The organism is Ralstonia sp. SA306, assembly GCF_054792405.1.
This window is the reverse complement of the sequence record NZ_CP096452.1, coordinates 842,619-860,590: the sequence shown is the minus strand read 5'-3', so window position 1 is coordinate 860,590 and position 17,972 is coordinate 842,619. Positions and strand designations below refer to the sequence as shown.

Genomic DNA, 17,972 nt, shown 5'->3' with positions numbered 1-17,972 from the left:
CATGGGTCTGGATGCAATCAAGCGCGGCTTCCGGCCTGCAACCTTCCTGGCGAACGCCGCCATGCTGGTGTGCCTGGGCAGCGCCCTGCCCGCCCATGCCGCGGCTGGCGACGCCCCCGTGCCGGGTCAAGTCGTGGCCGGTGGCATGGTGCCGGACGAAGCCACCAAGGCGACCGTGCTGGCCAAGCTGCGCGAGCTTTACGGCAGTGCCAACGTGGTGGATCAGATCGAAGTGGGCAATGTGGTCTCGCCGCCCAACTGGTCGGCCAACGTGCAGAAGATCCTGTCGCCGGCCATCAAGCAGGTCAACCGCGGGCAGCTCAACATCGACGGCACGCAGGTTTCCCTGCACGGCGACGTTGGTAACGAGGCGCAGCGCCAACAGCTCACGAGCGACATGGCAACGGCGCTCGGCCAGAGCTACACGATCAAGAACGGGTTGCGCGTGGCAGCGGTGTCCGAGCAAGGGCTGCTGGACCAGACGCTGGCCAACCGCATCATCGAATTTGAAACCGGCAGCGCCACGCTCACACCCAAGGGCCGCGCGATTCTGGATGAAATGGCCGCCGTGCTGCCACGCCTGAACGGCCGCAAGATCGAGATCGTCGGCCACACCGACAACTCCGGCAGCCGCGCGCTGAACCTCAACCTGAGCCAGGCGCGCGCAGAAACGGTCAAGAACTACCTCATCGCCAAGGGTGCCGAGCAAGGCACGCTCACCGCGATGGGCGTGGGGCCGGATCAGCCGGTGGCGGCCAACAACACCGATGAAGGCCGCTCGCGCAATCGGCGGATCGAGTTTCGGGCGAGTAAGTGACGCGGGAGGATGCACGCCGGCGGGCGCGGTTGCGTGAGCCGTTGCCTGCTGCCCCATTACAGCCGGGTGATGAGCGGCGTGCCTCCCCCCAGATCCGCCTCGAGTACCACGACCCCATCAAGAAACTGTCGCAGCCAATCGCGCAATTTTCTCCGATAAAAGAGCGCATCTGGTGGCTCTGGTGCCATTTGGTATGGGCCTGCCAGCAGCTTGAGCACTGGCTTGCCAGTCGACGACAGGGTGCGCCCGTCGCGATCGTCAGCGGCATCATTCGCTCAGTACAGGTGGATAACGCGGCATTCAAGGCCTATGAGGCCATGGGACGGAGCGTCGACACCAATGCGCACAGCGCATATGACTACACCGACGATATCTCGCGAGACACCTACTATCGCGTGACCCCCGTCGTCATTACGTTGACGGACGATCGGGTCATCCACTTCTGCGAATACCAGGTCACGGACCGTCGGGTTTCGTCCAATGCGCCCTATTTCGCAGGACTGAACGGCATGCGCGTGCGTGCTGCAGGCTGGTGGGACAACGACGTTTTTTCGGCGTGGGGCATGCGCTTGACCGGCCGTCGTGAGCCACAGACCGTCTATGTTGCAAAGCGCCCACGAGACTTGCCCGAGCCGCTGGAGATCATCCTGTCGCACAGGAGTGCGGGCTTTAGCGAGGCGATCGGCCTTCTCGGCTATTTCAGCGCGCTGATGATCGTGATCATGCTTTTTTTTGTAGTTAGTGAGTTTGGCCTCGAAGGCGCTGGCCCCGTCGCGGGGATGATGGTCGGGATGTTTACCCTGGCGCCGATGTTGCTGGTGGTCGTTTCACAGACGCTGATGCGCCTGATGGCGGGGCCCCTGCGCCCGATCCCGGAAATAATGGCGGCTGGTGAATACGGCAACCGCCATCTCCGCTTACGGAGCTTCGACTTCGGCCGCTGCGAACGCGCGGTATTTGAAGCGTTGGAGCGGCAGGACGAGAATTAGTCGTACACGGCTAGGTGCATGCAAGCGCCCAGAGTCATCCAAGCAGGTAGGCATTAACGGTTGACAGCAACACACATGACATCGTCCGCCCAATTGACCCTGCCCGATTCCGCCCCGACCGAAGCGGATCGAGAAGCCTGCCTGCGCCGGCTGAGCCAGTATTCACCGGACGCGCCCGATGCTCCAGTGCCGTTCAGCCACCGCCTGGCCGAAGCCGAGGGGTGGTCGCGCTTATATACGCTGACCGTCATCGAGGAGTACAAGCGCTTCGCGTATCTGGCGGTGTTTGCCGGGCATGCGGTCACGCCTTCCGAGGCGATCGATGCGGCATGGCATCTCCATCTGCAATACTCGAAAGAGTATTGGACGGTGTTCTGCGGGGAGGTACTGGGCGCGCAGCTCCACCATGCGCCGGGTATTGGCACCCCGGACGAAGACGACACCTACGCGCAGCATTACGCGCAAACACTCGACAGCTACCGGCGCACGTTCGGCGTCGAGCCCCCTCCTGACGTCTGGCCGGTGCCTGAACCTGCGCAGCCGGACATTGCCCCGAAGGCCGCCAGCACCGCGCAATATCCGCCCAACCTCGTCGCGCCGCCACCCGCATCGACCGCGCGCTCGATCGTGCCATCCGTGTGGCTCTTGATCGGCGTCGTCCTCATCGGCATCACCACGAACATCGTTTCAGATTTCGATGTGCTGAACTACCCGGGGTTGCGGTTTCTCGCCTTCTATCTGGGCGTGTGCGTGATTGCGTGTTCGCTGATCCGGGGCCTGCATCGATCAACCTACAGCCGCCGCCCATGGGGAACGGCCAGCGACAATGTACCGCGCCAACTGTCGCCTGCCGAAGCCGCGCTGATCAACGGCGATGCCACGCGAATGGCGCAGGTTGCGACGCTGACACTGCTCGACGCGGGCGCGATCCGCATCGCTTCTCCAGCAAAGAGAAAGCGTGACCGCAACACATATGTGGTCGCGAACGAAACGCCAACGCCCCAGTGCCACGTCAACGCTTGGACCTGGCTCGCCCGGCAGCCACAGCGCCGCTCGCCATGGCCAGCCTTTCGGGACCGATTCCTCGACGAAGCCATCGACATGACAGATCGGCTGCGCCACGAAGGTTGGATGTGGGCCGCCGGCGCGATGCGCGGAACGACCGTCGCTGCATGGGCGATCGGGCTATCGGTGCTGTGGCTCGGGGTGGTGAAGGTATTTGTTGGCCTGTCCCGAGACCGTCCGGTGATGTGGCTGCTGGTCGAGATGGTGCTGTTCGGAATCGTCTACTGGTGCGTGACCGTGCAGCTGATCGGCGTCGGCCGCGCGGGCCCCACCGCAGGAGCCAGCGCCGCGCTCGATGTGCATCGTCAGCGTAGCCAGCAGGCGCCGAAGGCCGGTTTGTCGACAAGCGATCTACTGTGGCTGGCGGCGTTTGGCGGCACGAGCGTGCTGGCCAACACCGCGTGGGCCGGATACCGACCGATGATGGGAACACCCGCAGGCGCCAGTTCCGGCGGCTCTGGGAGCGACACGTCGAGCAACTGCAGTTCAAGCAGTAGTTCGAGCAGTTGCAGCTCGAGTAGCTGCGGATCCAGCGGCTGCGGCGGTTGTTCGAGCAGCTAGCCGGTTCAGCTCGCGCTTTCCGACGGCGGATCGCCCAGGCCCAGCAGCTCCTCAATCTGCGACAGCGTCGCATCATCCTTGACCACCGTGCGCAGCCAGGCGTGCAGCGGCATGTCGCCCCACTTGGCGGCGCGCGCGGCGAGGTAGGCCACCGGGCTGTGCGGCTCGGTCTGGCGGAAGAATTCAGCCACGTCACGTAGTTGACTCAACGCCTGGGCACGCGAGCGGATTGGGCCGGCAACAACCGTCTCAACAGCGGCGCCTGCCACAGACTGCGCCGTCTGCTGCTGAACACCTTTCGCTTCCACCGCGGTTGGCTTGGGCTCCGGCTTGCCACCAAAGCGCTCGACCAACGCGCGAACCGCCTGCAATGCTTCACGTGCGGGGCGGAAGCTCGGTGCATGGTCTCCAGCACGAGCATCCAGCACGGATTCCAACCGCAACAGCGCAGCGCCACAGCCCACCACATCATCATGCAGCGTCTTGTAGAACGCCGGCGACGTGGCACGCCGCGCCGATTCAAACTGGTCCTGCGTGATTTTTCCGCGCGACAGATCATCAGCCTGCTCCGGATCGCGGCGGATGGCTTCGACCAGGCTGGTCGCAACTTCCCAATCGACAAGGCTGTAGCCGCCCTTGCCCGCCTCCACCAATGGAACCTCGCGAATCAACTGGCTTGATCGCGTCGCAAGCCACGCCATGCTGCCCGTGCGGGCTTCGGGGTCATCGGCTTCGGGCAGCGGATAGAGGTGTTCCCAGAACTGTTCGCACAGGCTGGCGATCAGCTCGTAGCCCTCACGCAGGCCCGCGAAACCGCGCTCTTTCGACAACGCCTCGGCCAGCCATGCAGCCAGGCGCAGATCTTTCGTGCGGTTCTGCAGCAGTGATGTGCTCTCGGCGATCACGGCGCGCCAGTCGGCCTCCTTGATCTCCGTGACCCACTCGCCTTGATCGAGTGAGGGGTCATCAAAGCGGCGCGCATCCTGGATGCTGTCGAATTCGGCGGAGAAAAGCATGTCTTCGCCGCACGGTTGGGCGCCGGGCAGCGGAGCGAGCAATTGGTCAAACGGAAGAGAGGCCATGATCGGAAACGAAAACCGGAGTGCGATACGAAAGTCAGGGCTGGGCGACGCGGCAATCCGCCAGCGCCAGCGTCACGCCAACGAACTGGCGGTTCAGGCAATCCAGCGTGATGTCCTTGCTGGGCTTGTATGCCGCCAGCTTGTGATCGGGAAACAGCGCCTTGAGCGCGTCACGTTGGTCATCCTGAAACGGCGCGCCCACCTTCAGGTCTTCGGTCACGGCCAGCGTGTTCAGGCTGTCGTCGGACAGCGGATAGACCTGCCCCTTGAAGACGAGCCGGTGGCCGTCGTATTTCTTTGACGCGGTCGGCGCGTCCTTGAAATACTCGGTCAGCACCTGGCGGTACGAAACCTGCAACGGGGTGTCGTCCTGGGCGAATACGGGCGTGACGAGCAGCGCGGCCACAGCAGGAGCGGCGGCGAGGCGGGACAGAGCGTTCATATCAGCGTGCGTGAAATGTGACGTCCGCACGCGCAAGGGCGGACGGTGGAGATGCTACGCAGGCTTGGGGCGGTTGGGGGGATTGTTTCTAAATCTTCATGTGGGTGCACCCCACTCAATACCTCACATTTGCACGACTCTCTTGCAATCGTGGCCTTGTCCCGGTGCGGGGAAATTAATCTCGGTGCATCAGGCCGGCTTGCGAGACGATCTCTGCAGGCCATGTTGGTTCTGAGGCAAGACGTTGGCCGACGTACTCAAAAACACCTGCAGGCAGAAACAGCCAAAACAGCGGGATCCCAACCGCCGTCAGTAGCACCAATTCAACCACGTGCATATTGGCGCGGAGTCGGGCACCTTCTTCTGTCCGGTCAAACAGCGGGTAGAACTCCAGCAAGCACCGTCGGAAACTGACATCGCGAGGAAACGGCCTGATTTCTTGCAGATTCTTTGGCCCCTCATTCATGAAGCAGCGGATATCCGCCTTTCCTGTTCGGCCTCCGCACAAGGGCCCGAGCAATTACCTGCTAGCGCGCACACGCCAGATTCTCGATCTCTTGTTCACTGAGCGCAGGGCCTCCTGCAGCGGCAATGATCTCTGGCGAAAAAGCTGGCACCTTGCCAACGCCCGAACGGCGCGGTTTTTCTCCCGGCTGAATCGGCGCACCTCCCTCTTCCATATAGCGACGGATGTGTTCGTAAAGTCGCCAGAGCACTGCGTCTTCCCACCAGCCTGCGTAGCCGATATTCACGATCTCTTTGCAGAGATTCGGCTTATCTGGCTCACCCCACAGGAGGGTTAAGAAGTATGTTTCTCTGCCTGCCGACCCCGTAAACTGGTTCATCTTGTAGCTGCGCGCCTTGACCTCATCCCAGGAATAGGTGCGGGGCTTTGCGACGTCCTGTACTTTCCAAAACCGAAAGAAGGCGAAGGGTTGAAGCTGGATGAAGCTGACCTGTCGCGTTTTCCTGTTAAAAAGCACAGGCAAGTCCCGTGGCAAGAAGAACACGATCTTGAAACAGGCCACAGCCACAAGAAACGCGATGACAGAACAAAAAATCATTAGCGCAGATGTGCCTATGAGCATCGGCTCATCCGGATCCCACATCGCCGCCCCCGCATACGCAAACATGACCATAAAAACCATCATGCTGACCAAGAACAAGGTTCCTAAAATAGTCTTCCCCTCTGATCCTAGCGGGGCCCCGATTTCTATGGCATCCGGATAGATATTCAATAGCGATTCACACGTGCTTCCGACCAAATGCACAGGCTGATGCTTGTTATCGGGCGCAACGCGCCACGGTTTTCGCTGCGCTTGTAATGTGAGCCTCTTCGTCTTCGGGAACTCGAAATATGGCTCGGGCTGATTCCACTCCGGTAGCAGCACGCGAAAATCAGGATTACCCTGAGACATCTTGGGAAACCTCACAATATTTTGTTCAGCGTACGCGAAACTTAACGTCTGCACGCGCGGGGTGGAAGGGGGAGGTACGCAGGCTTGTGGTGGCTGAGGGATTGCCTCTAAATCTTTATCTAGCCTAGCTCTCCGCAGATCGCTCTTAGATATCTCTGCGAAAACCCATGGCTCTTACCTACTAAGGCAGCTTGGCCGGCCAAGTCAGCGGCTGCTCCGGTCCGATGCCGTTCTCCCGCCTGATCTGGCCAACGTCGCTGTTCCACTCCACAGGGAAGACCGGCCAGTAGCACAGGCATTCCGCCAGCCAATTGAGTACGTGGTCGGGGTCGCGGCCTTTGTGTAGCCATTCGCTTGGCATGGCGGGAGCTTCCACGGCTTCGATGCCCTTGCGCATGAACGTCTGCATGTAGCGCCAGAGACGCTCGCCACTGTTGCGCGGTCCAACCCAGATCAGATCCTCTCCACGTCGTTGCGGGTCTGCTGCGTCCAGCGGCGGCCAGTACAGAAGCAGGCAGCCGCCGTATTCTCTCTTCCGCCGCTTCTCGCGCGCTTCGTCCGACAAGTCATAAGCGGGCATCCTCACTGCAGAGTCCGCCGCCATGCTGTCGCTCAACTCCCGCAGACCATTCGGCCCGGGAAGGAAGCAGCATATCGAGGATTGCACCAGGAATTGGCACTGGGTCGCCATCCTCTCTCAAGTGCCGCAACGCGCTGGTCAGAAGCTGAGCGCCGTTGGCATCAATCCACTTCACATACGCAATATCAAAAGGAAGCTTTGCATCCGTCTTGAATATCTTCCGGCGCCGTAAGTGGTTGACGCAGCGGCTGCATTTGACGTTGTCGGACCAAGGTTCTAAGCACCCGCCGTTACGTGGGCACGCAGCGCCGTTTGCCGGACAACTTCGGTGGGCCATTTCGGTTTAGGCGCCAACCGCTGCGCAATGTATTCGCAAATGCCTATCGGCACGAACAGCCAAAACAGCGCCAACGCAAGGACACTTGCAATGGCCACCGAGACGATCATTTCGGTGCGACCCATGCGTGCGCGAATGCGTCGCCCATCCTCCGTTGGATCAAGGAACGGAAAGAACCCGAACAGGCAGCGCCTGAAATTGACGTCGCGCGGAAATGGCTTGACCTCTTGAAGTCGCTCGATCCCTTCATTCATGTAGCAACGGATATAGGCCCACATCTGGTGGACCGTTTGCGGATGAAACACATCAGATTTCAAGATAATCCGATCCTCGACTTTGGTCGTGCCGGCTTCGCACTGCGCGAGAATCAATCCGTAGCGTACCGAATATGTCTTACCGTTGTATCCGGCGATCTTCCCAAGTTCCGCCTCGACGCGAGACCAGTCAAACTCCTTGACCACAGTCTTCCACTTCGAGAACGGATTGGGCTTTGCCAAATATTCCAGCGCAAATACTTTTTGATTCCTACGATCAAACAAAACCGGAAGATCCAATGGTGTTCTTATACTTTTTTTTAAAACATAAAATACAAGAACAACGAGCCCCATCAACATTAAAAATACGATCAACGCCATGAAGATGTAATCTTTCACGTCGTCATCCATATATATTCCAACGAGAAACGGTAACATTGCAACGAATCCAACCGCCACACCTCCCCCTAACAATAAACCGGGGCCACGCTGAATTGATGTTGCCCGCGACAACTCAAAGACGTTTTCATCCACGTAGTTGAGATCCAGGTCCAAGTCCGGCTTTTCATTCGCATCGCCCGCTTTCAGCGGCGTCGCGCGCGCCGGCAAATCCTCGTACCAGTACGGGCTCTGGGGCTGCAGTTTGGATCTATTTTCTTTCATCTCAATCTGTCACCTTCATCAGTTTCTCGGCCCACCCCTCCGGATCGCTCTTGTCCGGCCAGTATTTAACTTCAATCTGGGCTTGCTTATAAATCTTCGTGTTGACTTCGATGCTTTCTTCGATCACATAAGACCCTTGGTCTCGCTGCGTCGTCCCCTGGCGGTTCCGATAGCGCGACGACGTATCGATGATTCGGTCAGGCATCGGCCGGAGTTCAGGCAGAACGTCCGGGTCCTGACCGCCCGCCATGATTAGCTCGGAAGCACCACGTGTATTGATTGCTTTGACTTTCCACTCATAGACGGATCGCCTGGCATCATAGCTGGCAAGCGTCAGCTTGACCTTGAGGGTATCGAAACCCGTGGCGACTTCCGACCAATCGTCGTTGAAACCCATCTCCACGCCAAGTCCGAGCACTAGGGCATTCAGATCGGCGATTTCTTCAGCCATCTGCGCGTCGGTCCACTTGCCCTCCTTGCGTTTTTTCCCGTAACCCCAATAGCACCGATCCAGCCAGATTTCTACAGGTGTACTTTCCAGGTTGCCCGCACACCAGATTGCGGCGATCCCTATGGCCGTCAGCAGTAGCACCCAACCAAGCGGGCCAAGCAAGAATGCGCCGGTCAGTGCAGTAGAGAAACCAGACCCAAAGGCAATCACGGCACCGCCAATAAAAGCGACGGCACCAGCTGTATATGCCCACCCAGCCCCTTTGTCACCTTGCTGAAATGTTCTACGGGCAGAAAACGCTGCCTGGATACCATCAACGAGTAGTGATACAGCACCTAAAACTGCACCGGCCTTGACAAAAAATTTCCCTACCGCGACAGGACCAAGTGCTCTCAGGCCAATCCCAAGCACCTCAGCCGAAGCTCCCATGAAACCCAGCGTAGCCGACACCACCGGCAGCTTCGCCTCCATGCCGCCCTGCGGTCCGATGGTCGAGTCCATCGTTTTGTTTGCGTCACGAAGAGCCCAGGCTTGAAAGATCCAAGAGCCCGCTGCCAGCAAGGGTTCGCCACCAGCACCGGCGAGGCGAAGGCTCTTCGTCAGCAGTGACCGCCCCAAGCTCTTGGCAACCCCCGGCAGCAACGACGCAGTTCGCTCAAGCGGACGTAGTATTTGAACCGCCTCTCGACTCAACGTGATAGCACCAATCTTCAGTGCACTTGCCGCTTGCCCGGTCAGGTCAATTGCCTCACGCTTGGCTTTACTGACGGCGCTCTGAATGTCTTTCTTCAGCTCGTCCGCTTGCTCTATGGTCCATATCGTCACCTCGATCACTGTATTCCGGACCTTGGCATTCGGGATTGAAATCATCCCGCCGAGCAGCGCACTGCGGACCTTGCGGCCAGCGACGTCGGCAAACTTCTTGCCGGCATCCACTCTTTTGCGCGAAAACTGATTCAGCAGATCCACATACTGACCAATCGTCATTTTGACCTGTATGCATACCGGACTGACGTTGGCGTAAAGCCTGAGCGCAGCCTGGACCGCCCGCTTGATCTTGGCGTCTACGGCATCCACTGCCTTGGTCTGCAATTGGGAAACGGCGCCTTCGATAGCAGCCACCAGATGCGACGCGGCGACCTGAACCTTGGTATCCATCAGATGCTTGAACTTCTCCGGCGCATCGATCTCCTTGGATGCCAGAATGGCCTTAAGGGTGTCGTGTAGCTTGTCCCCCTTATTCAAGTCGGAGTCCTGCACCTTCTCTGACAAAGACTTCTTATCGGAAATCCTCGGAAGCAGGGCGGTGAGCAAATCCTTGCGCCCCCCCATGATGGCGGCGTAGGGGATCGTGAAACCAGTGGGATTGGCCGCATCCTTGTGATTGCTCAGCCAATCCTCCCACAGCTTGATGCCCGCCTGACCTTGCGGTCCACCCGCCAGGCACGGCGCGCACATCGTCATCAGCTTGACGTTTTCGTGAAGCTTCTCGGTGTCGTAGTCACCAAGCCACGCCTTCCAGTCGTCGGTGCGCGCCCAAGCTGCCCAATCATGATCGCAGTTCGAAATCTGAGAGGCGAAATCGTTCATCCGCTTGGTATATCGCTGCTCGAACTCGCTGCGCTCCGCCTCGTTGTACGACTTCTTCAGTTTTCCCCAAGTCGTCTTCTGCTGGTCCGCAATACGCTCGGCACGTGTCGTTGTGATTGTTTGTGTGGATCCGGGGGCGGTTATGCCGTCCCCAAAGTAGTAGGTCTCGCTGACCTTATCCGGGATCTTGCGCTCCCCTTCATCCTTTGTAATGGCCGCCCGGGTAGCGGCCTCAATCTGCTTTTTAAGCCCGACGATGGCTTGGGATACAAGGAGCGGACGGGCAACCGCCGCGTGGTAGGCCTGTCGCCACTCGATCCGGTCATGCGTATGGCCATTCAATTCCTTGACGATACCCACAGCGTCGTACAACGCAAACGCAGAAACCTTGCCAGGCTTGCCCATCGCTTTGCGCTTGTCCGCGATGCTCTTCACATAGCTGGTCAGTGCAGCGGATTGCCCGGCGCGAGCAAAGTTGCCGTGCAGGCTCTGCCACACGTTGTTCTTCTTGGCTGCCTGCATACCGCTTTGATTCCAGTTGCCGCCGCTATAGCCTCTGCGCGATAGGTATTCCTGCTCCTGCCCGACGTATTCGAAAACCATGTCGTGCAGGCGCGTGTTGTCCGGTCCGATTTCGAAACTGTGCTTAGTGGCGTCCGGGTGGGATGCCAACGCAGCGACATCGCACGGCTGCATGCGCTTGCCTGGATTTCGCTGGTATTCCGCGCGCACGGCTGGGCTCCAGACGTCTTCGGCAAAGGCGATCCAAACCTTGTCGTGACCGTGCGGGATAGTGATGAAACTGGCCGGGATGTTGTCGCCAGCGCGCTTGCAGGCTTCCGTCAACGGCCGGTCTGTTTTCCAGTCCGGATCATCCGGGTCAGCCAGCAATCGCAGATAGCCATCATCGGTCACCACATAGGTTTGCCACATACCAGGCGTACCGAGATACACGTGCACGAAGCCTTTGCGCAACGTTCGCAGGGTGTACTTATTCACCTGCAACTGTTGCTTCGCGAATGTCTCTAATGTTGATACGACACTGAGTGGCTTGGTGCCGGCCGCTGCCAGATAGCTCGGTAGGACGGCGTAGCGGACCGGCAGAATCGGATATCCGTCGCGGTCGCAAAAACCGCACTTCCCGGTCTTATTGCTGGGCGCACATTTCTGGGCGGTCTGGACGTTCTTCTTCAGCGCTTGCGCGCCAGATGCAGGTGTTGTTGCCATATCGGGCTCTTATTGCAGTGCCGGCGCGGAGGCAAGCGCTCTCTCCGCACCATAGAAAGCAATTTCATCCAGCACCACGTCCGGCTGGGCGGAAATGGCATCGGCCAAGGACATTTCAGCACCACTGGTTATGTCGCGCAGCATCTGCTGAATGTTTGGATGCTCGTACCAAGTAGGACTGAGAGTGAGGCAATTCAGGGCGAATAAAATCACGTCCTGCTGACCACGAAGCCCCTGGTCGTTTGCGAGCTTGACGAGTGCATCAAGACGCGTCTCTGGATGCGCGGGAATAGCCCGTTCAGACTTCCTAAGCGCCATCAGGACTCTACGTGCATCGGCAATGCGCTCTTGCTCTGCCCATAAGGCATGCATGCTCTGAACAGATACGTGTGCTGCCATACCGGTTTCATGCGCAGCGACGCAGCGCAAGGTCGCTGCAGCATCCACAAACCACCAGCGAGTGGTACCGGCAAGCATCCAATCAATCATGTCTGCATGATTGCCGGCGATCAACGCAAGACGATGCGGTTCAAACCATGGAAGAACCTTTCGACCACTAAGCGGGTTGGCGATAACGCATCGATCCGCAATGCGCGACGCCATCTGGCTCGCATCGCTCGTCGTTGCGACCCATCCGCATACGTAAGCTCCATTGATGCTCGCGCAACGGGCAATGGCACAACGGATCGTTTCATTCAACAGTGCCTCGTCCGGATAGCCGCGATCCCCAGGGGCAAATATGGTGACTAGCAGGGGACAGATGTCCAGATCGTGTTTCAGGTCCGGGCGCTCAATACGTTTCCATAGTGGCTTCGGCTTACGTGCCACTAAGTGCTCCGGATGCAGAAGATCAAAGGGAGCAACCGGATGGTTTGGATCCAGGACGACATGAATGAAGTGATCTGGATATTGTTCACGCACCTGGAACAACTCGGTGCGCAGGTGTTCTCGCAGTTCCGCCTCATGGCCTGCTGGAGTCGACTCAGTTGTAGTCATGATTTCCACTCACATTCAGCGAGCTTGCCTGGAGCAGTGACATTACTCACCGTCCCGCCTCCCGGCCCCACAAACCGATGCCCCGCCCCCTTAAACGTCACCATCCCAGGCGCATGCAGCTCGATCGTGCCGTTCGTCACCTTGATCTGCGCACCGGCCGCATTGACGAGCACATGCTGCTTAGCCTCCGCGGTCACGTTGCCCTGTGTGGACGCCACCGTCACAGCCTTTTCGGCCACCAGATGGCTCTCGCCCTTGAGGCTGGAAAGCCCGACCTTGCCGCTTGCGGCATGCATGGCGATGCCTGGTGTCGCATCGCCGGCCTGCCCGAGCGATTTGCCATGCGCATACAAGCTCAATCCCTCGGCGACTGCAACTGAGAGATTGCCGCCTGCAGCAACGTTGGTGTCCTGCTTGGCGATCAGCGTGGCTTGCGTGCCTGCAACTAGCACCGCATCCGCCGGCGTTGTGCCGACGATGCCCTTGGGTGCGGAGACTTGCAGATGCGGCTCGCTGTAGGCAACCGCTTCGGCGCCTTCACCCGCGCTTTCGGCATGGCGCAGCACCTCGGTGGTGTGGCGCAGTTGCTTGAGCGCGGGGAGTTCCTTTGCAGCAGGCTCATCGGCCAGACCAGCCTTCTGCTTCTGCGCTGCGTCGGCAAGCGATTCTGCGAGGTAGCTCACGGCTTCGATCTGGCTGGCGGCGGCTTCGCTGTCTTGCAGCGCAGCGCCAGCGTCGGCACTGTGCGCGGTGAGCAGCAGGCCGGCGCCGGCGCGCACGCTGCCGCTGTCGTCGGTGGCGAGCGCTGCCCCGTGGCCCAGGTCTGCCTGCCGCGCGCTGTCGATCTGCTCCTTGTGATGACCGAGCACGAGGCCGGTGGCCGCCTGCGTGGTGCTGAGCTGCGTGCGGGCCTGCCCTTCCGAATCATCGAAGACGAGCTGGTTGTAACCCGACGAGCCTGATTGGCTGCCCGCCAGCGCCTGCGTCTTGATGCCGGACAGCACAGCATTGTGGGCGTAGGTGCCCTGGCTCTTGTTGCCACCGGCAAACCAGGCCGGGGCATTGCCGGTCGCACCTGCGGCGCCTGCCTGGTTCTGGTTGTACTGCGCATCGGTCTGGCCGCTGCCGTTGTAGGCGGCGCCCACCACGACCGGCCGATCGATGTCGCCTTGCAGGAATTCGACCAGCACTTCCTGCCCGACCCGCGGCAGTGCCACGCCGCCCCAGTTCGGTCCGGCCACGGGCGCTGTCACGCGCACCCAAGCGCCAAGGCCGGCGCTGGCACGCGCATTGTCGTCACCGGCCGGATGCGACTGGCGGCTGGCCGAGCGTGCGCCACGCTGCCAGTGGAATTGCACCTTGATTCGATGGTCGCGATCGGTATGCACGGGCCCTTCCGCTCCCACCACGAGCGCCGTCTGGCTGCCGTTGACGGTCGGGCGCGGGTGCAGCGCGCGGCCCTGCTCGTCGCTCTGCTGCGGGCGCACGGGCACGTTGTCGCGCACGACGGTGAAGTGGTTGCGGTAAAACGGCGCGTCGTCGCCCGAGGCATGGTTGCTTCCGGCGGCCAGCACATCACCGCCGCGCAGCGCGCCCAGCGTTTCCGTCAGCACCTGGCCGAAGCGGTCGTTGAAGTTGTTGCGCGCCTGGTGCGTCACAGCCAACACCGCAAAGCGCTGCTCGCCATCGTCATGATCGAAATGATCGAGCAACTGGAAGCGCGTGCCGGTCGCCAACGTGCGCGCCGTGCCTTCGCCATCGAACTGTTTGTCGCGCAGCTCCAGCGCTTCCATCATCAGGCGCGCGACGCGTTGCGCCTGGTTGTTGTCTTCAAACCAGTACTGGCCGGGGTAGTCGGTGTCTTGCAGCGTCAGCTGCGGGCCGTCGTTGCTCTGCTGCTGCGCCCCGAGTTGCGCGGTGCGCTTGGCGTTGGCGCGGTAGTCCCAACTGGCGATCGATACGGCGTTGGTCTGCCAGCGGCGCGCGCCTTGCCAGCGGTCGATCACGTCTTCGGTGGCGGTGGCATCTGCGCGGCCAAACCGGATGCTTGCCTGCGCGTTGTCGACGAACACGTCATTGGAATCGGCAATGACCATGCGGTGCACGCCTAGCGCATCGCCGTCCTTGGCTTCGTGCTCGAAGAAGTAGAACAGCCCTTCCTCGGCCAACAGGCGCGTGACGAAATCGAAGTCGCTTTCGTCGTATTGCGTGATGACGCTGCGGCGCGTGTAGACCGAGCTGTCGCGCAAGGCCCAGCGCCATGCGGGCACCAGGCGGCCTTGGCCCTGGTAGTCGCCAAACAGGCTGTCGATTACCTCGATGACCGACATGTCCTGGAACAGGAAGCTGTCTTGCCGATGACGCAGAAACGCGAGCCAGGGTTCAATCACCAGCCGATAGCGCACCAGGCCGCCGTTGGCCCCGACCTGCTCGAAGCGCGTCACGTGACCATGAAACGGCCGCAGCGCGCTTCGGCTCTGCTGCGTCAGCAAGTCGAGCCGCACCGGCTGGCCAAGCAACTTGACGGAATCGATGTCAGCGTTGTCGGACAGCGCCGTGAGTTCCAGCCGAAAACCGCCTGCGTCGATGTGCTCGGCAACGTCCACCTGTTCAGGCAGCAGCGCGTTCGGCCCCAACGGCGTTTCCAGCCGCAGCAGCCGATTGGCCTGCGAGAACGATGCACGTAGCAAGTTTGCCAACTCGGTCGGAGAGACCATGATGTGCTCCAGCGAAGCGACTTAGTTGATGCGGTACTTGAACTCGCCGTTCTTGCCGACGCCCACTTTGATCTTCTCGACGCTGTCGCCCTCGGCCATGCGCGTCAGCACCGACTCGGCAATCTGCGGAAGCAGCGTACCGTTGAGGATGTGGTCGACCGCGCGGGCGCCGGCATCCACTTCAGTGCAGCGTGCGAGCACGGATTCAACCAACGCGTTGTCCCACTGGAACGTCGCCTTGTGGTTGATGGCCACGCGATCGCGAATACGGCCCAGCTTGAGCGTGATGATCTCGGCCAGCACGTCGTCGGAAATCGGGTAATACGGCACCACCTTCATGCGCCCCAGGAATGCGGGCTTGAACGCCTTGTAGAGCGTCGGACGCAGCTGCTCTGCCAGCGCATCGGTGTCGGGCAGTTCCTCGGCAGGTTTGTTCAAGCACGCCTGCATGATGGCCTGCGACCCGACGTTCGACGTGAGGATGATGATGGTGTTGCGGAAGTCGATCGGGCGACCTTCGGCGTCGTCCATCTCGCCCTTGTCGAACACTTGGAAGAACATCTCCAGCACGTCAGGGTGGGCCTTCTCCACTTCGTCCAACAGCACGACGCTGTACGGATTGCGACGCACGGCTTCGGTCAGCACGCCGCCCTCGCCGTAACCCACATAACCCGGCGGCGAGCCCTTAAGCCCCGACACGCTGTGCGCCTCCTGGTACTCGCTCATGTTGATGGTGATGAGTTTGCGCTCGCCGCCGTAGAGAATGTCGGCCAACGCCAGCGCGGTTTCCGTTTTACCGACGCCCGACGGGCCGGCAAACAGGAACACGCCGCGCGGTTTGTTCGGGTCTTCCAGGTTGGCGGTGGCGGTGCGCACGCGCTGGGCAATGGCATCCAGCGCGTGGTCTTGCCCGATCACGCGGGCGGCCAGCAGCGGCTTGAGGTTCAGCACCGTGCGCAACTCGTCCTTGACCATGCGGCCCAGCGGAATGCCCGTCCAGGCCGAGACGATTTCCGACACGACATGCCCATCCACCTGCAGCGGCACCATGGGCGATTCACCTTGCAGCGCGCGCAGCTCGGCAAGCAGCTTGGCCAGTTCGTCCTGCTCGTCCGCTTTGTCGGCAGCGCGCTTGCGCTTGGGGATCGACACAACGTCGCTGTTGGCGGCCACGGGCAGTGCGTCTTCCTCACCGGCTCGCGCGGCATCGCTTTCGCGCGCTTCGCGCAACGCCTGAATGCGTGCAACCAGCGCGCGCTCCTGCGCCAGACGTTCGGTGTTTTGCGCGACGCGTTGCTCCAGTTCCGTGCGCTGCTCGTTCAGCGCCTTCAGGCGTGCATCGTGCTCGGCACCGGCGCTTTGTTCTCGCTCCAGCGCATTGATCTCACCCTGCAGGCGTTCCAGCGTCTTCTGGTCGTCTTCGATGGCACCGGGCGTGGCGCTCTGGCCCAACGCCACCTTGGCGCAGGCCGTGTCCAGCACGCTGACGGCCTTGTCCGGCAGTTGGCGGCCGCTGATATAGCGATGCGACAGCCGCACTGCCTCGGTAATCGCTTCATCCAGCACGCGCACTCCAAAGTGGCGCTCCATCAGCCCAGCCATGCCACGCAGCATGGCGGCTGCCAGCGGCTCGCTGGGCTCTTCCACCTTCACGACCTGGAAGCGGCGCGCCAGCGCGGCATCTTTTTCGAAATACTTCTTGTATTCGCTCCACGTGGTGGCCGCGATCGTGCGCAGCTCGCCGCGTGCCAGCGCAGGCTTGAGCAGGTTGGCCGCATCGTTTTGCCCGGCCTGCCCGCCCGCACCGATGATGGTGTGCGCTTCGTCAATGAACAGGATGATCGGCTTCGGGCTCTTCTTCACCTCGTCGATCACGTTCTTCAGTCGGTTCTCGAATTCGCCCTTGACGCTGGCGCCGGCCTGCAAGAGACCCATGTCGAGCGTGCGCAGCGTCACGCCTTGCAGCGGCGGCGGCACGTCGTTGGCAGCCACGCGCAGGGCCAGGCCCTCCACCACTGCGGTCTTACCCACGCCCGCCTCCCCGGTGAGGATCGGGTTGTTCTGGCGGCGACGCATCAGGATGTCGATCACCTGGCGGATCTCGGCATCGCGGCCGATCACAGGGTCGATGCGGCCATCGCGCGCGGATTGGGTCAGGTCGACGGTGAACTGATCCAGCGCGGGTGTGGCCGTCAGCGCAGCGGCCGGCTTGCCGCCTTCGCCTTGCACTGCGTCTTCGCCGTCGTCAGCAATATCCACGGCCTGCACTTGTTCGTCTGAACCGGCGGTCAGTCGATCGAAGTCGTGCTTGAGGCGGTCCGCCTGAATCTGCCCGAACAGGCGCGAGCCACGTTGCGCGAGCGCAGACAGGCTCGGCTCGGTCAGCAGCGCCAGCAGCAGATGGCCGGAGCGGATGCGCGTGATTTGCGAATCGAGCGAGGCGATCAGCCAGCCGTGCTCGAACAGCTTCGGCAGATATGGCGAGAACGCCGGCGTGCGCGTGTTGCCTGTCTGGAAGCGGCCGATCTCGGCCTCCAGGTCACGTTGCAGCGCGGCCAAGTCGATGCCGCTTGCGCGGGCGGCCACGGCAAAGTCACTGCGGCGGTTTTCCAGCAACGCCAGGAACAGGTGCTCGAGATCGACCTCGTAGTTGCCGCGCGCCATGCACAGCGACGCCGCGCGCTCGGCGGCTTGCCGGCTCGTCGCGTTCAGCTTGGCGATCAGGGTTTTGAGTGGGATGGCCATGGCGGCAGCGCTCCGGAAGAATCGATGAATGTGTCGGT

At 61.0% G+C, this 17,972-nt stretch carries 13 protein-coding genes; 3 read left to right on the top strand and 10 right to left on the bottom strand.

What is annotated here, in order from left to right; genetic code table 11:
- The first annotated feature begins 1 nt into the window (after nucleotide 1).
- The 3 genes from M1D44_RS20485 to M1D44_RS20475 all read left to right on the top strand — a co-directional run bounded on the left by M1D44_RS20485 (nucleotide 2) and on the right by M1D44_RS20475 (nucleotide 3,432).
- A complete protein-coding gene (locus M1D44_RS20485; RefSeq protein ID WP_037032349.1) occupies nucleotides 2-817 on the top strand; it encodes an OmpA family protein in 816 nt (271 codons plus the stop codon).
- Entirely contained in the window at nucleotides 814-1,806 is a 993-nt protein-coding gene (locus M1D44_RS20480) for a hypothetical protein (protein ID WP_316852290.1), read from the top strand. The genes M1D44_RS20485 and M1D44_RS20480 overlap by 4 nt, the downstream gene beginning before the upstream one ends.
- A 75-nt stretch (nucleotides 1,807-1,881) precedes the next feature.
- Nucleotides 1,882-3,432 (top strand): TIGR04222 domain-containing membrane protein, encoded by a 1,551-nt coding sequence (locus tag M1D44_RS20475; protein ID WP_316852289.1) that lies wholly within the window; start codon nucleotides 1,882-1,884, stop codon nucleotides 3,430-3,432.
- A 5-nt stretch (nucleotides 3,433-3,437) separates the two neighbouring features.
- On the opposite strand, the gene tssA is transcribed toward M1D44_RS20475, so the two are convergent.
- The 10 genes from tssA to tssH form a co-directional block, all read right to left on the bottom strand.
- Complete coding sequence (gene tssA, locus M1D44_RS20470) at nucleotides 3,438-4,514, bottom strand: type VI secretion system protein TssA (protein WP_316852288.1); 1,077 nt, start codon at nucleotides 4,512-4,514, stop codon at nucleotides 3,438-3,440.
- A 34-nt stretch (nucleotides 4,515-4,548) separates the two neighbouring features.
- On the bottom strand, nucleotides 4,549-4,956 hold the full coding sequence (locus tag M1D44_RS20465) for a hypothetical protein (protein ID WP_024978968.1): 408 nt from the start codon (nucleotides 4,954-4,956) through the stop codon (nucleotides 4,549-4,551).
- 175 nt (nucleotides 4,957-5,131) lie between these two features.
- A complete protein-coding gene (locus M1D44_RS20460; RefSeq protein ID WP_316852287.1) occupies nucleotides 5,132-5,422 on the bottom strand; it encodes a DUF6708 domain-containing protein in 291 nt (96 codons plus the stop codon).
- Nucleotides 5,423-5,483: 61 nt separating this feature from the next.
- Nucleotides 5,484-6,374, bottom strand: a complete 891-nt coding sequence (locus M1D44_RS20455; protein WP_316852286.1) for a DUF6708 domain-containing protein — start codon at nucleotides 6,372-6,374, stop codon at nucleotides 5,484-5,486.
- A 181-nt stretch (nucleotides 6,375-6,555) separates the two neighbouring features.
- Nucleotides 6,556-6,954, bottom strand: a complete 399-nt coding sequence (locus M1D44_RS20450) for a hypothetical protein (RefSeq protein WP_316852285.1) — start codon at nucleotides 6,952-6,954, stop codon at nucleotides 6,556-6,558.
- A gap of 276 nt (nucleotides 6,955-7,230) precedes the next feature.
- Nucleotides 7,231-8,208, bottom strand: a complete 978-nt coding sequence (locus M1D44_RS20445) for a DUF6708 domain-containing protein (RefSeq protein WP_316852284.1) — start codon at nucleotides 8,206-8,208, stop codon at nucleotides 7,231-7,233.
- A gap of 1 nt (nucleotide 8,209) precedes the next feature.
- Complete coding sequence (locus M1D44_RS20440) at nucleotides 8,210-11,476, bottom strand: T6SS effector BTH_I2691 family protein (RefSeq protein ID WP_024978973.1); 3,267 nt, start codon at nucleotides 11,474-11,476, stop codon at nucleotides 8,210-8,212.
- A 9-nt stretch (nucleotides 11,477-11,485) separates the two neighbouring features.
- Nucleotides 11,486-12,481 carry a hypothetical protein gene (locus tag M1D44_RS20435; RefSeq protein ID WP_439004458.1) on the bottom strand — a complete coding sequence of 332 codons (996 nt, stop codon included), beginning with the start codon at nucleotides 12,479-12,481 and terminating at the stop codon, nucleotides 11,486-11,488.
- On the bottom strand, nucleotides 12,469-15,189 hold the full coding sequence (locus M1D44_RS20430; protein ID WP_316852283.1) for a type VI secretion system Vgr family protein: 2,721 nt from the start codon (nucleotides 15,187-15,189) through the stop codon (nucleotides 12,469-12,471). Before M1D44_RS20430 ends, M1D44_RS20435 begins: the two co-directional genes overlap by 13 nt.
- Before the next feature lie 21 nt (nucleotides 15,190-15,210).
- Nucleotides 15,211-17,934, bottom strand: a complete 2,724-nt coding sequence (gene tssH / locus M1D44_RS20425; RefSeq protein ID WP_316684652.1) for a type VI secretion system ATPase TssH — start codon at nucleotides 17,932-17,934, stop codon at nucleotides 15,211-15,213.
- Nucleotides 17,935-17,972 lie beyond the last annotated feature (38 nt).

Excerpts from the sequence above, each read along its gene's own strand:
- M1D44_RS20450 (WP_316852285.1), bottom strand. The coding sequence starts at position 6,954 with ATGCCCGCTTATGACTTGTCGGACGAAGCGCGCGAGAAGCGGCGGAAG.
- M1D44_RS20475 (WP_316852289.1), top strand. The coding sequence starts at position 1,882 with ATGACATCGTCCGCCCAATTGACCCTGCCCGATTCCGCCCCGACCGAA.
- tssH (WP_316684652.1), bottom strand. The coding sequence starts at position 17,934 with ATGGCCATCCCACTCAAAACCCTGATCGCCAAGCTGAACGCGACGAGC.
- M1D44_RS20465 (WP_024978968.1), bottom strand. The coding sequence starts at position 4,956 with ATGAACGCTCTGTCCCGCCTCGCCGCCGCTCCTGCTGTGGCCGCGCTG.
- tssA (WP_316852288.1), bottom strand. The coding sequence starts at position 4,514 with ATGGCCTCTCTTCCGTTTGACCAATTGCTCGCTCCGCTGCCCGGCGCC.
- M1D44_RS20460 (WP_316852287.1), bottom strand. The coding sequence starts at position 5,422 with ATGAATGAGGGGCCAAAGAATCTGCAAGAAATCAGGCCGTTTCCTCGC.
- M1D44_RS20455 (WP_316852286.1), bottom strand. The coding sequence starts at position 6,374 with ATGTCTCAGGGTAATCCTGATTTTCGCGTGCTGCTACCGGAGTGGAAT.
- M1D44_RS20445 (WP_316852284.1), bottom strand. The coding sequence starts at position 8,208 with ATGAAAGAAAATAGATCCAAACTGCAGCCCCAGAGCCCGTACTGGTAC.
- M1D44_RS20430 (WP_316852283.1), bottom strand. The coding sequence starts at position 15,189 with ATGGTCTCTCCGACCGAGTTGGCAAACTTGCTACGTGCATCGTTCTCG.
- M1D44_RS20440 (WP_024978973.1), bottom strand. The coding sequence starts at position 11,476 with ATGGCAACAACACCTGCATCTGGCGCGCAAGCGCTGAAGAAGAACGTC.
- M1D44_RS20485 (WP_037032349.1), top strand. The coding sequence starts at position 2 with ATGGGTCTGGATGCAATCAAGCGCGGCTTCCGGCCTGCAACCTTCCTG.